The following is a 13223-nucleotide window of genomic DNA, read 5'->3' on the forward strand; positions in this document are numbered from 1 at the left end:
TTATTAATATTAATAGAATTACGTAAAAGGTTTAACAAGATCACCACGTCACTGGATCACATGATCACGAAAAAAATGACAATAAAAAACATCTGCTGCATCGGCGCCGGTTACGTAGGAGGTCCTACCATGGCGGTAATAGCCCAAAAATGTCCGAATATAAAAGTTACGGTTGTAGATATTAATGAATCCAGGATCAATCAATGGAATGATCCAAACGTGGAGAAGATCCCCATCTATGAACCCGGGTTGTCTGACATCGTAAAGGAAGCCAGGGGACGGAACCTGTTCTTTTCCACAGATGTAGATAAAGCCATTGACGATGCCGACATGATCTTTATTTCGGTCAATACCCCTACCAAAACCTACGGAATAGGAAAAGGCATGGCAGCAGACCTTAAATTTATCGAGCTCTGTGCCCGCCAAATTGCACGGGTCGCGAAGGACGACAAAATTGTAGTTGAGAAATCTACCCTTCCGGTACGTACGGCAGAAGCGTTAAAGAATATTCTGGATAATACAGGAAATGGAGTGAATTATCAAATACTCTCAAATCCGGAATTTTTAGCCGAAGGAACTGCTGTAGACGATCTGATGAACCCTGACAGAGTTTTGATTGGTGGCGATATTGATAGTCCTGAAGGAAAGGAAGCTGTCGAAGCCCTGACAGATGTTTACGCACAATGGGTTCCCAGGGAACGCTTGTTAACTACTAATGTATGGTCCTCAGAATTATCCAAATTAACTGCAAATGCCTTTTTGGCGCAAAGGGTTTCCAGTATTAATGCGATGAGTGAATTATGCGAAAAAACCGGCGCCGATGTCAATGAAGTGGCTAAAGCTGTAGGGATGGATTCCCGGATTGGTCCGAAATTCTTAAAAGCTTCTGTTGGTTTTGGAGGTTCCTGTTTTCAGAAAGATATTCTGAATCTTGTTTATATAGCCAAAAGTTTTGGATTAAATGAAGTAGCCGATTACTGGGAGCAGGTGATCCTGATGAATGATCATCAGAAAAAGCGTTTTGCGGCCAACATGGTGAAAGCAATGTACAATACAGTATCGGGTAAAAAGATAGCACTTCTAGGCTGGGCATTTAAGAAAGACACCAACGACACCAGGGAATCAGCCGCCATTTATGTTGCCGATTACCTGTTGAATGAACAAGCTGAGATCGTTGTTTATGACCCAAAAGTAACCGAAGAACAGATCTATTCAGACCTCGATTATCTTGGTAGCAGGAGTGGTGACGCTAACAGGCAGGCTGTCACTGTAGTGAATGATCCCCTGGAAGCGTGTGACGGTGCTCATGCCGTCGCCATACTAACTGAATGGGATGAGTTCACCACCCTTGACTGGCAGAAAATTTATGACCAAATGCTAAAACCAGCTTTCCTGTTTGATGGCAGAAGGCTTCTGGAGCCAGAGACGAAGAAAAAGATCGGGTTTGAGTTTTATGCGATAGGGAATTAAAGGAGGATTACACGGATTATTGTGGATTTCACTGGTTACCCAGAAACTTAAAAAAAAGACCATATGGTCTTTTTTTTGTTTTGATCTCACCAAATTTTTCCGAAACTTTCAATATATTTAGCCCCCTATGAAAGAACACCTGGGAACAGCTATAGAGGCTTGTGTTGCAGCCGGAAAGGAGATCATGAAAATTTATCTTGAAGAAGATTTTCAGGTTGAAACGAAGAGTGATGACTCTCCTTTGACCATTGCAGACAGAAGAGCAAATATGATCATAAATACTTTTCTGGATCCTTCAGGCATACCGGTGATCAGCGAAGAAAATATTCAGTTGGCATATGAAGAAAGAAAGGAGTGGGGAGAATGCTGGATCGTGGATCCTCTGGATGGAACAAAAGAGTTCATCAAAAGGAATGGTGAATTTACCGTAAACATAGCGCTCATCTCCAACGGGCAACCTCAATTAGGGGTGGTCTATGCTCCGGCACTAAAACTGTTATATTTTGCCATCGTAACGGAGGGTAAAGCATATAGGCATCGTATATCTTCCGAAGAGACAGATCTGACGGAAATCTTGTCATATGCTGAAGAAATTCAGCCTTCACAAAAGGAGAATTGTATTAAAGTTATAGGTAGCCGCTCCCACATGAATGAGGAAACTTTACGTTATATTGAAGATTTGAAGAAGACCTACGGAAAGGAAATTGAAGTGGTTTCAAAAGGGAGTTCTTTAAAATTCTGCTTACTTGCTGAAGGCACAGCTCATATCTATCCCAGGTTTGCTCCAACAATGGAATGGGATACAGCGGCAGGACATGCCATTTGTGAAGCTGTCGGTCTTTCCTGTAAATTCAAAGAAACGGGAGAAAGTATAACCTATAACCGGGAAAATTTAAAAAACGGGCACTTTTACGTTTCTTATGAAGAATAGTTCTCACAAAAGACATATTGCCAAAACAATTACATGGAGAGTAATTGGAACTCTGGATACCATCCTTTTAGCCTGGCTGATATCCGGAGACCCATTAACAGGACTAAAAATAGGATTTGCAGAGGTTATAACCAAGATGGTCCTTTATTATATTCATGAAAGATTATGGTTTAAAGGAGAATTTTCTGTACCCTCAGGAAAATGGACCAGTAGAAAACGTCATATTGCCAAAACCATTTCCTGGCGAATTGTAGGCACCATGGATACAATACTTCTTGCATGGGTCATCACCGGTAATCCACTGACGGGCGTCAAGATCGGACTTGCTGAAGTGGTCACAAAAATGATCCTGTATTACTTACATGAAAGGACCTGGTACAGGATCGACTTTGGACTACCAGGTCGCAGGAGTAAGCACAAAGAAGTAGAGAAAGTATCGAAAGGCAAGGAAGCGTGGGGACAGGGAGACTAGGAGACTGTGAGTCGGGGAGACTTGGGGAACAGGAGACCAAGGGATATGGCGACGAGGGGATTTGGAGACGGGGAGAAAAATGTGTAGTGACCCGAGGTAAATCAAAGCACCAAATTCCAAATTCCAAAATAAGACATGAGATAATGAAAATACCAATAATTTAAACTCAATTCCTAATTAACCAATCCCCAATTAACCAATTAACGCATTAACATAACAATGCCTACCAACATCATCAAACATAAATATCACATTTCCCGGGAGGATCGTAACAGGCAGAACAAGCATGGTTCCTTTGTGATTTGGTTCACCGGGTTGTCAGGGTCGGGAAAATCGACTATCGCCAGCAAATTGGAACAACGTCTTTTTAAAGAAAGAGTAAAAACCTATGCTCTGGACGGTGACAATATCCGTAGTGGATTAAATAAAGGTCTGAAATTTACAAGGGAAGATCGTTTAGAGAACAACCGTAGAATTGCCGAAGTTGCCAAATTATTCATGGATGCAGGAATGATAACTATCACGGCATTTATTTCCCCTTTAAAAGAAGACCGGGTGCAGGCAAAGGAAATAATCGGGAAGGACAATTTTCTCGAAATCTATGTGAATACCCCTCTTGAGATCTGTGAAGAAAGAGATGTGAAAGGATTTTACCAAAAGGCCAGATCAGGAGAAATTAAAAATTTCACAGGCATAAGTTCGCCATATGAGGCTCCTGAAGCTCCCGATTTTGAAATCAAGACCGAAGAAGAATCTGTAGAGGAGGCTGTGGAGAGGCTTTACATGTTCTTACAGAAAAAATTTAAGTTATTATGAGCAAGTATTATTTGAATTACCTGGATGAGCTGGAGTCTGAGGCCATTTATATCCTACGGGAAGTTTGGGCGCAATTTGAAAACCCGGTAATCCTATTCTCCGGCGGAAAAGATTCTATTCTTGTAACTCATCTGGCTAAAAAAGCTTTTTATCCGGCCAAAATTCCTTTTGCCTTATTGCATGTGGATACCGGACATAATTTTCCGGAAACCATTCAGTTCAGGGATGATCTGGTTAATGAACTTGGGGTAAAATTGTTAGTAGGCTCTGTACAGGAATCCATTAATAACGGCAGGGTGGCTGAAGAAAAAGGAAAGAACGCCACCCGGAATGCCTTACAGATAACTACACTTTTGGATACTATTGAAGAACACAGGATTGACTGTGCCATAGGAGGAGGTAGGAGAGATGAAGAGAAGGCACGCGCAAAGGAAAGGTTCTTTTCTCATCGTAATGATTTTGGGGAATGGGATCCAAAGAACCAGCGCCCGGAACTCTGGAATTTGCTCAACGGAAAACATTTTGAAGGGGAACATTTTCGTGCATTTCCAATAAGTAACTGGACCGAGATGGATGTCTGGAATTATATCAGTCGGGAAAATATAAGGATACCATCCCTTTATATCGCACATGAGAGGGAAGTGGTATGGAGAAGTAATTCCTGGATCCCGGTTTCAGAATTCTTAAGATTGGAAGACGGAGAAAAAACTCAAAAGAAAAAAATCCGCTTCCGAACCCTCGGAGACATCACCATCACCGGTGGAATAGAATCTGAAGCCGATACCCTGGAGAAAATTGTACAGGAAGTCTCGGCTATGCGTAAGACAGAAAGAGGGGATCGGAGTGATGATAAGCGTTCTGAAACGGCTATGGAGGATCGAAAGAAACAAGGCTATTTTTAAGGCGAATTATCACGAATTAAAGCAAATTAGCACGAATTTTCCAGTATGGAGGAGAAAATCTTGTTTAAGGAGGAGAGTTATAAAATCATAGGTGCATGTATGAAGGTGCACCGTGGACTTGGACCAGGTTTCCTTGAGTCGGTTTATGAAGAAGCTCTGGAACAAGAATTTATAAGTGCCGGAATTCCTTTTGAACGACAGGTAAAGCTGAATATCTTTTATGCGGAAAAAAGGTTAAAGAAATATTATATAGCAGATTTTGTTTGTTATAACAAAATTGTTCTGGAAATAAAATCAGTTAAACATGTCCCTGTCGCTTTCCTTTCACAGTTAAATAACTATTTAGCAGCTACCCGAAAAGAGCTTGGTGTTCTTGTGAATTTCGGTACTACCTCCTTAACCTATAAAAGAATTATTAATACAACCCATTCGCGATAATTCGTTATAAATTCGCGATAATTAGTGACACAATGCATATAGACAACAACCAACTACTCCGCTTCACCACCGCCGGCTCAGTCGACGACGGCAAATCAACCCTTATCGGTCGCCTCTTATATGACTCCAAATCCATTTTTGAAGATCAACTTGAAGCTGTGAGTGCTACGAGTGCGAAAAAGGGCCATAAGGGCGTGGATCTCGCTTTATTTACTGATGGTTTAAGAGATGAAAGGGAGCAGGGGATCACTATAGATGTAGCCTACAGGTATTTTACTACCCCCAAGAGAAAATTTATAATAGCAGACACACCCGGACATATCCAGTACACCAGAAACATGGTTACCGGGGCGTCTACGGCAAATGCAGCTGTTATATTAATAGATGGCCGGCACGGAGTGATCGAACAGACAAAGAGACATTCTTTTATTGCCTCTCTGCTGAATATCCCACATCTTATTGTATGTATCAATAAAATGGATCTTGTAAATTATTCTGAAGAAAGGTTTAACGAAATTGTTGGACAATTCGAGGAATTTTCTTCGAAACTTCTCATGAAGGATGTACGCTTCATCCCGATCAGCGCTTTAGATGGAGATAACGTAGTTAATAGATCTGAGAATATGGATTGGTACCAGGGAGGAACTTTACTCAACATCCTGGAAACTCTTCATATAAGTAGTGATATTAATAAAATCGATGCACGGTTCCCGGTTCAGACGGTGCTGAGACCTCAGAATGAAGATCATCGTGATTACAGGGGATATGCAGGTAGAGTAGCCAGCGGAATCTACAGAGTAGGAGATGAAGTGGCAGTATTACCCTCTGGTTTTACTTCAAAAATAAGATCCATCAATTCAGGTGAAACAGAAGTTGAAGAAGCTTACGCACCCATGTCGGTTGCTCTTACTCTTGAAGATGATATTGATGTGAGCAGGGGAGACATGATCGTCAGAAAAAACAATCAACCCGAACCCACTCAGGAGTTTGATGTTATGCTTTGCTGGCTGAATGATGCTGCAGCCAGACCAAGGTCAAAATATACTATCATGCATTCGTCCAATGAACAGCGGGCTATAATCAAAGAAGTGATCTACAAAATAGACATCAATACTTATGACAGGATCACTGAGGATAAGGAATTGAACATGAATGATATTGCCAGAGTAAAAATAAGGTGTACCAGGCCGTTAATGCTCGACTCCTACAGGGAGAACCGTAATACCGGGAGTATTATTTTAATCGATGAATCAACTAACGAAACGCTAGCAGCTGGGATGGTGATGTAGAAACAATACACGAGATATTTTATAATTCAAATGATCTGTTTTATTAAAAACATTTAAAATTATTAATAAGCTATTATATTTGGTCCGAGCTAATCAAAACTTCGAATGTTATTTAATTCAATAGACTTTGCGGTTTTTTTACCCATTGTTTTCTTTATTTACTGGTTTGTTTTTAATCGGAGTATAAAATGGCAAAATTTATTTCTAGTAGTTGCCAGTTATATCTTTTATGGATGGTGGGATGTAGAATTTTTAATTTTAATATTTGTCAGCACCCTCACAGATTATTATGCCGGTTTAAAAATGGGCTCATATGCTGAAGATAAGATTCGGAAATATTTCCTATATCTCAGTATAATAACCAATCTCGGAATTTTGGGATATTTTAAATATTCTAATTTTTTTATTGAAAATTTCAATTCAGCGTTTACACTTTTCGGAACATCTTTTAATTTATCCTCTTTAAATATTATACTTCCGGTGGGAATAAGTTTCTACACCTTTCAGACTCTGAGTTATAGTATAGATGTTTATAAGAAAAAAATAGAACCCTCAAAAGATTTTATTGCTTTTGCCGCATATGTTAGCTTTTTCCCCCAGTTGGTTGCCGGACCCATTGAAAGAGCCAAGAATTTTCTTCCACAATTCTTAAATGAAAGGAAATTCGATTATGAATCCGCTGTAGACGGAATGAGACAAATATTATGGGGGTTTTTTAAAAAGCTGGTAATCGCAGATAATTGTGCTGTTTATGTAAATTATATATTTGAAAACCATTCTGATCTTTCCGGGAGTACCTTATTTTTAGGAGGTGTATTCTTTATATTTCAAATCTATGGGGATTTTTCCGGATACTCCGACATTGCTATAGGAACAAGTAGGCTGTTTGGGTTCAAACTCTTACAGAACTTTAATTTCCCATTATTTTCGAGAGATATTCCGGAATTCTGGAGAAGATGGCACATCTCCCTTACCACCTGGTTGAGGGATTATGTTTATATTCCTTTAGTTAAAAGAGGTGGCGGAAAATTATCCAGAGCCAGAAATGTTATTATTTTATTTTTATTAACCGGCTTTTGGCATGGCGCTAACTGGACTTTTATTGTTTGGGGGTTATTAAACGCCTTATATTTTTTACCTTTTGTACTTTCGAAAAAAATAAAGTCTCATACCGGTACAGTGGCAGAATTTTCAAAATTTCCCTCCATAAAGGAAGTATTAAATATAATGTTAACATTTTTCCTCGCTTTAATTGGAATTATTTTTTTTAGAGCAGAGAATATAGACATCGCATTTGATTACATTCTTGGAATGTGGGATTACACCCTTTTTGAAATTCCATATTATAGAGGAATTGGATATGCGAGACCATTAATTATTTTAATAATAATATTTCTAATAATAGAATGGATTGGTAGAAAGTATAATTTTGCACTGGAGATATTGAAAAATATTGAAAAGGGTTGGATCAGAAAGTTTATATATTCCCTTATTATCTTAGTTATTGGCATTTATATGTATACCGGCACAAATAATTTTATTTACTTTCAGTTTTGATGAAGTTGTTTTTAAAAAAAATTTTGATTTTTTCAATTCTATTGTCATTTTTTTATGTGTTAGGTCTTAATATACTATATCAAATTTTACCTCCTATATATCGGCCTAATATCTTTTATCACACAAGTTTTAGTTTATTAGATAGGAAAATTGAGGAGAGTAAAACTCTTACTGAATTGGATGTTTTGTTCATAGGTTCTTCACATGCTTATAATAGTTTTGATCCAGGAATTTTTGAGAATTATGGTCTTAAAAGTTATAATTGGGGTACGAATCAACAAACCCACATTCAAACTGAAATGGTTTTAAGAGAATATTTAAAAATATTTTCCCCTAAATTAGTAGTCTACGAAGTTTTCCCGGAGATGTTTGCTTTGGAGGGTAGGGAATCGATGACAGATTTCCTTAATTCAGGGGAACCCTTTCAATTAGGTTTAAAGGAGATATTCGAGTATGATAATAGTATCATATTTTTTAATACTTATCTCATTAAATATTCAAGAGAGCTTATTGGGTTACGGCCCAAACCCAAAAGAAAGGTCGAGATTAAAGATTATTACAAAGGGTATGTTTCCAAAGAGGGTGAAAATAAATATTATAAGGATTCAATCGATATAAAGTGGATACCTCGACAGCAACAGATCGAGGCCTTTGAGAGAAATATAGCTTTTTTGAAAAGAAATAATATTAATTATGTATTAGTAATTTCTCCCTTTCCTTTTCAGTACAATAATTCGCAGGACTACATTAATTACCTGAACTCCAGGGGAGAGTTGTTAGATTATAACAAAATTCTTGAGTTTGATGCAGAAAAAGAGTTTAGCGATTATCATCACATAAATATAAAAGGAGCTAAAAAAATAAACACCCATTTAGCTCCCGTTTTAAGAAAAAAGATTGATGAATTACCCATTGATGAGTTGGCAAAATAAAGGGTTTTTTAATATAGTTTTAAGCTTTCTACAATAAGGATGAATTTTTTAAAATTTATCTTTGCCCGGTTTTAAAATGGTAGATCATAGCTTTTCATGAACGGCTATTAAATGATAAAATTCTAATGCATATTCTATTTTCATGGAAGGATCTTTATCTCGCTTGATAAAGGGGAGGGTTAAAATTAGGAATAACCTCTTTTTGTTCCCTCATAATCAATAACAGTTAATGATAAAGAACCTAATGAGATAAGATAATGCCCGCATATATGAATGGTAAGGATTTTATCAAAATCAACATTTTTAAATTTTAAAAAAGCAAATTAGATGAAAGGAATTATATTGGCAGGAGGAAGCGGAACCAGATTATTTCCTATAACCATTGCAGTTAGTAAACAATTACTGCCGGTATATGATAAACCAATGATCTATTATCCTTTATCGGTTTTAATGCTTGCCGGGATTAAGGAAATTCTATTTATTACCACACCTCATGATCAGGACTCATTTAGAAAACTATTGGGAGATGGTTCCCAAATTGGCTGTAATTTTGAGTATGCTGTGCAGGAGGAACCTAATGGTCTAGCCGAAGCTTTTATTATTGGTGAAAAGTTTATTGGAAAGGATAAAGTTGCACTCGCGCTTGGTGATAATATATTCTATGGAAATGGCCTTGGAAGCCTTCTAAGAAGTAAAGTAAATATTAATGGTGCCTCAATTTTTGCTTATCCTGTTAAAGATCCCCAGCGTTATGGAGTGGTAGAATTTGATGAAAATAATAAGGCTATTAGTATTGAAGAAAAACCTGAGATTCCTAAATCTAAATATGCAGTTCCCGGGCTCTATTTTTATGACAACCGGGTTGTTGAATATGCCAAAAACGTAAAGCCTTCGGCCAGAGGTGAAAAGGAGATCTCAACTATTAACCAAATGTACCTGGATGAAGGAACATTGGAAGTAGGAGTAATGACGCGTGGGATGAGCTGGTTTGATACCGGCACGGTAGAATCTTTAGACGATGCCACTGAATTCATTAGGGTTTTACAAACCAGGCAAAGCACCTTAATCGGGTGTGTTGAAGAGGTAGCGTACCAAAGAAGGTTTATAGAAAAATCAGAACTGGATGTCCTTTCCGATAAATATGGAAAATCTAAATACGGGGAGTATCTTCGAGACATTGCAAAATCACTTTAAATGTCCTTAAGGAAACAAGCTACGGCCGGGCTGGTTTGGACTTTCGCTCAGCAGTTTAGCAATCAAATAATTGCTTTTGTTGTATCTATTATTCTTGCCAGGTTATTATTACCGGAGCAATTTGGTCTGGTCGGGATGGTTGCGGTATTCGTTGCTATTGGGCGTTCCCTTATGGATGCAGGTTTAACCCAATCATTAATCAGGGATAAAGATGCCGATCAGGAGGATCTGTCAACCGTATTTTTTTTCAATCTTGTTGCTAGTTCTGTAATATATTTATTAATCTTTTTTAGTGCTCCATTAATCGCGAAATTTTATGAGGAACCCAGCTTAACTAAAATAGTTCGTGTGCTATGCTTAACTTTTGTTGTTTCTGCTTTTGGGGCTATACAAAGTACACGCTTAACTAAGGTAATGAACTTTAAAACTCAGACCCTTATTTCTGTTCCGTCTACCGTGGTTAGCGGTATAGTAGGGGTGAGTATGGCTTATTCAGGCTTTGGAGTATGGAGTCTGGTTTGGAGTAGGGTTTCGGCTTCTTTAATGCGTACTGTACAATTATGGATTTACTCCAAATGGGCTCCCAGTTTTCAATTCAGCATTCCCAAATTTAAAGATCATTTTAATTTTGGATATAAATTAACCCTTTCTGGACTATTAGATACTATTTTTAGTAATATTTATATAATAATAATCGGTAAATATTTTGCAACCAGCCAGGTGGGTTTTTATGTCAAATCCCAGTCTTTAAAAAATTTGCCGGTTAGTAATATTTCAAACGCTTTAAATAAGGTTACTTATCCTTTGTTTGCACAAATACAAGATGATAATATCAGACTAAAAAGAGTTTATCAACAAATTATGCAAATGGTGGTTTTTATAATCGCCCCGGTTTTAATATTTGCCGCTGTACTGGCAGAACCTACCTTTCGATTTCTACTAACTGAAAAATGGTTACCTGCAGTGCCTTATTTTCAAATACTTTGTGTGAGTGGTATTTTGTACCCGCTTAATTCCTATAATTTAAATGTATTAAAAGTAAAAGGCAGAAGTGATCTTTTTTTAAAATTAGAAATAATTAAAAAAGTTCTTATTGTAATAGGGATTGTTATAGCCATTCAGTTTGGCATTATGGCTTTGTTATATACCCAGGCTATTCTTTCTATAGTGGCATTTTATATTAATTCTTATAATACCGATAAATTTATTAATTACAGTTCCTGGGAACAAACTAAAGATATTTTTCCAATTATTTTTATAGGTTTAGTTTCGGGAGCTGTAATTTATATTGCAGATGGTTTTATGGAACAAGTAGGTTGGCTCGATATAATAAGGATCTTGCTGGGCAGTATTTTGGGCTTGGTAACCTATATGACTTTTAGCTTTATTTTTAAAAAAGACGTTGTAATATTCTTTAAAAAAATTATCTTAAAAAAATGATACCAGTTACTAAAACCTTTTTTCCTCCCTTAGAAGAATACCAGCAACGATTGCAGCGCGTATGGAATAACCAATGGCTAACCAATAGAGGTGAACTGGTAAAAGAATTAGAACAAAAACTTAAGAAGCAGTTAGAGGTAACTAATATAACACTAACTACTAATGGAACTTTGCCCATTCAAATCGCCTTAAATGTTCTGGCAAAAAAAGGGGAGGTTATTACTACCCCTTTTAGTTATGTAGCTACCACCTCTGCCATAGTTTGGGAACATTGCACACCTGTTTTTGTAGATATCCATCCGGAATATTTAACTATAGATGAAACTAAGATTGAAGCTGCCATAACCGATAAAACAACGGCAATTCTAGCTACTCACGTTTTTGGAAACCCTTGTGAGGTAGAAGCTATAAAAAAAATTGCCAAAAGACACAATTTAAAGGTCATTTATGATGCCGCGCATTGTTTTGGTGTACGCTATAAAGGCAAGAGTTTGTTTGAATACGGTGATGTTAGTACCTGTAGTTTCCATGCTACCAAAATATTTCATACGGGAGAAGGCGGTGCCATGTTTTCTAAAGATAATGAACTTAACCATAAATTATTTTATAGTCATAATTTTGGACATAATGGCCCTGAATCCTTTTATGGAGTAGGGATCAATGCGAAAATGAGTGAACTACAAGCGGCAATGGGCTTAACTGTTTTACCAAAAATGAATAAAATTTTTGATGATCGTAAAAGAGTAGTAGATTATTATAATGAAAATCTCGATTTCTCACATTTTCAAAAATTAAAAATTAGGGAAGAGACAACTTGGAACTATAGTTATTACCCGGTGATCTTTAAAAATGAAGAAGAACTTTTAAAAGCTCAAAAACTTTTGAATGAAGAAAACATTTTTCCACGCCGATATTTTTATCCTTCATTGAATAAACTAGAATATGTGGAAAAGTCGGTGATGAAAAATAGCGAGCAAATCGCTAATACTATTTTATGCTTACCTCTTTATTATAAGTTACAAGATTCAGCTATCGAAAGAATTACTAATTTAATTAATAATTTTAAGGAATGAGATTAGCAGTAATGCAGCCTTACATATTCCCATATATTGGTTATTTTCAATTGATTTATGCTTCAGATAAATTTGTTTTTTATGATGATGTTGATTTTATTAAGGGAGGATGGATAAATCGCAATAAGTTATTAGTAAATGGTAAGGAGAATTTATTTACAATTCCATTAGAAAAACCAAGTTCATTTAAATTAATAAATGAAATAGACCTCCATCCTCAACTATACACTAAATGGAAAAAAAAAATTAAAAGGACTTTAGAGCAATCATATTCAAAAGCTCCCTATTATGAAGATGTTATACCATTAGTCTATAATGTTTTAGATCACGAAAATGACAAGATATCAGATTTGGCAATGAAAAGTATTTTGTCAATTTGCGAATATCTTAATATTGATAGAAATTTTTATATCTCCTCTGAAAAATTTTCAAATTTCAAGGAAATAAATCGGTCAGATAGATTAATTGAGATGGCAAAAAAATTAAACACTGATGAGTATATAAACATGGAAGGGGGTAAACATCTATACGATAAAAATTATTTCTCCGAAAATTTTATTCAGCTAAAGTTTTTAAAACCAAAATTCAAAAAATATGATCAGGGTAGGGAAGAATTCTTTTCTGGTCTTTCAATAATTGATATATTAATGTTTAATAATAAGGAATCAGCTCGAGAAATAATAAAGGAATTTGAATTGGTCTAATTTTA

13 protein-coding genes are annotated in these 13223 nt (G+C 36.5%); all 13 read left to right on the forward strand.

From position 1 onward, the window contains the following. Nucleotides 1-75 precede the first annotated feature (75 nt). The 13 genes from ACFSTG_RS11485 (at nt 76) to ACFSTG_RS11545 (ending at nt 13218) form a co-directional block, all read left to right on the forward strand. A complete protein-coding gene (locus ACFSTG_RS11485) occupies nt 76-1470 on the forward strand; it encodes a UDP-glucose 6-dehydrogenase (RefSeq protein WP_380752796.1) in 1395 nt (464 codons plus the stop codon). Between the two features lie 127 nt (nt 1471-1597). Next, on the forward strand, nt 1598-2401 hold the full coding sequence (gene cysQ / locus ACFSTG_RS11490) for a 3'(2'),5'-bisphosphate nucleotidase CysQ (RefSeq protein ID WP_380752798.1): 804 nt from the start codon (nt 1598-1600) through the stop codon (nt 2399-2401). Beyond that, nucleotides 2391-2873 (forward strand): DUF2061 domain-containing protein, encoded by a 483-nt coding sequence (locus ACFSTG_RS11495; protein WP_380752800.1) that lies wholly within the window; start codon nt 2391-2393, stop codon nt 2871-2873. Before cysQ ends, ACFSTG_RS11495 begins: the two co-directional genes overlap by 11 nt. 219 nt (nt 2874-3092) lie before the next feature. After that, entirely contained in the window at nt 3093-3689 is a 597-nt protein-coding gene (cysC, locus tag ACFSTG_RS11500; protein WP_380752803.1) for an adenylyl-sulfate kinase, read from the forward strand. Next, the gene (gene cysD / locus ACFSTG_RS11505) at nt 3686-4591 is read left to right on the forward strand and encodes a sulfate adenylyltransferase subunit CysD (protein WP_380752806.1); all 906 of its coding nucleotides are present in this window, start codon (nt 3686-3688) and stop codon (nt 4589-4591) included. Before cysC ends, cysD begins: the two co-directional genes overlap by 4 nt. A gap of 45 nt (nt 4592-4636) precedes the next feature. Next, nucleotides 4637-5029 carry a GxxExxY protein gene (locus ACFSTG_RS11510; RefSeq protein WP_380752808.1) on the forward strand — a complete coding sequence of 131 codons (393 nt, stop codon included), beginning with the start codon at nt 4637-4639 and terminating at the stop codon, nt 5027-5029. Between the two features lie 32 nt (nt 5030-5061). After that, the gene (locus tag ACFSTG_RS11515) at nt 5062-6318 is read left to right on the forward strand and encodes a sulfate adenylyltransferase subunit 1 (protein WP_380752811.1); all 1257 of its coding nucleotides are present in this window, start codon (nt 5062-5064) and stop codon (nt 6316-6318) included. Between the two features lie 105 nt (nt 6319-6423). Next, the gene (locus tag ACFSTG_RS11520) at nt 6424-7875 is read left to right on the forward strand and encodes an MBOAT family O-acyltransferase (RefSeq protein ID WP_380752814.1); all 1452 of its coding nucleotides are present in this window, start codon (nt 6424-6426) and stop codon (nt 7873-7875) included. A gap of 176 nt (nt 7876-8051) precedes the next feature. Further along, the gene (locus tag ACFSTG_RS11525) at nt 8052-8807 is read left to right on the forward strand and encodes a hypothetical protein (protein ID WP_380752817.1); all 756 of its coding nucleotides are present in this window, start codon (nt 8052-8054) and stop codon (nt 8805-8807) included. Nucleotides 8808-9134: 327 nt separating this feature from the next. Beyond that, nucleotides 9135-10001 carry a glucose-1-phosphate thymidylyltransferase RfbA gene (rfbA, locus tag ACFSTG_RS11530; RefSeq protein WP_380752819.1) on the forward strand — a complete coding sequence of 289 codons (867 nt, stop codon included), beginning with the start codon at nt 9135-9137 and terminating at the stop codon, nt 9999-10001. Then, complete coding sequence (locus ACFSTG_RS11535) at nt 10002-11441, forward strand: lipopolysaccharide biosynthesis protein (RefSeq protein ID WP_380752822.1); 1440 nt, start codon at nt 10002-10004, stop codon at nt 11439-11441. It begins immediately after the preceding gene. Then, nucleotides 11438-12514 carry a DegT/DnrJ/EryC1/StrS family aminotransferase gene (locus ACFSTG_RS11540; protein ID WP_380752825.1) on the forward strand — a complete coding sequence of 359 codons (1077 nt, stop codon included), beginning with the start codon at nt 11438-11440 and terminating at the stop codon, nt 12512-12514. Before ACFSTG_RS11535 ends, ACFSTG_RS11540 begins: the two co-directional genes overlap by 4 nt. Further along, nucleotides 12511-13218, forward strand: a complete 708-nt coding sequence (locus ACFSTG_RS11545) for a WbqC family protein (RefSeq protein ID WP_380752826.1) — start codon at nt 12511-12513, stop codon at nt 13216-13218. Before ACFSTG_RS11540 ends, ACFSTG_RS11545 begins: the two co-directional genes overlap by 4 nt. Nucleotides 13219-13223: the final 5 nt, after the last annotated feature.

The sequence above is a fragment of the Salinimicrobium flavum genome (genome assembly GCF_042684505.1).
GTDB classification, from domain to species: Bacteria; Bacteroidota; Bacteroidia; order Flavobacteriales; family Flavobacteriaceae; genus Salinimicrobium; species Salinimicrobium flavum.

Coding starts and splice junctions, on each gene's coding strand:
- ACFSTG_RS11485 (WP_380752796.1), top strand. CDS start 76: ATGACAATAAAAAACATCTGCTGCATCGGCGCCGGTTACGTAGGAGGT.
- cysQ (WP_380752798.1), top strand. CDS start 1,598: ATGAAAGAACACCTGGGAACAGCTATAGAGGCTTGTGTTGCAGCCGGA.
- ACFSTG_RS11495 (WP_380752800.1), top strand. CDS start 2,391: ATGAAGAATAGTTCTCACAAAAGACATATTGCCAAAACAATTACATGG.
- cysC (WP_380752803.1), top strand. CDS start 3,093: ATGCCTACCAACATCATCAAACATAAATATCACATTTCCCGGGAGGAT.
- cysD (WP_380752806.1), top strand. CDS start 3,686: ATGAGCAAGTATTATTTGAATTACCTGGATGAGCTGGAGTCTGAGGCC.
- ACFSTG_RS11510 (WP_380752808.1), top strand. CDS start 4,637: ATGGAGGAGAAAATCTTGTTTAAGGAGGAGAGTTATAAAATCATAGGT.
- ACFSTG_RS11515 (WP_380752811.1), top strand. CDS start 5,062: ATGCATATAGACAACAACCAACTACTCCGCTTCACCACCGCCGGCTCA.
- ACFSTG_RS11520 (WP_380752814.1), top strand. CDS start 6,424: ATGTTATTTAATTCAATAGACTTTGCGGTTTTTTTACCCATTGTTTTC.
- rfbA (WP_380752819.1), top strand. CDS start 9,135: ATGAAAGGAATTATATTGGCAGGAGGAAGCGGAACCAGATTATTTCCT.
- ACFSTG_RS11535 (WP_380752822.1), top strand. CDS start 10,002: ATGTCCTTAAGGAAACAAGCTACGGCCGGGCTGGTTTGGACTTTCGCT.
- ACFSTG_RS11540 (WP_380752825.1), top strand. CDS start 11,438: ATGATACCAGTTACTAAAACCTTTTTTCCTCCCTTAGAAGAATACCAG.
- ACFSTG_RS11545 (WP_380752826.1), top strand. CDS start 12,511: ATGAGATTAGCAGTAATGCAGCCTTACATATTCCCATATATTGGTTAT.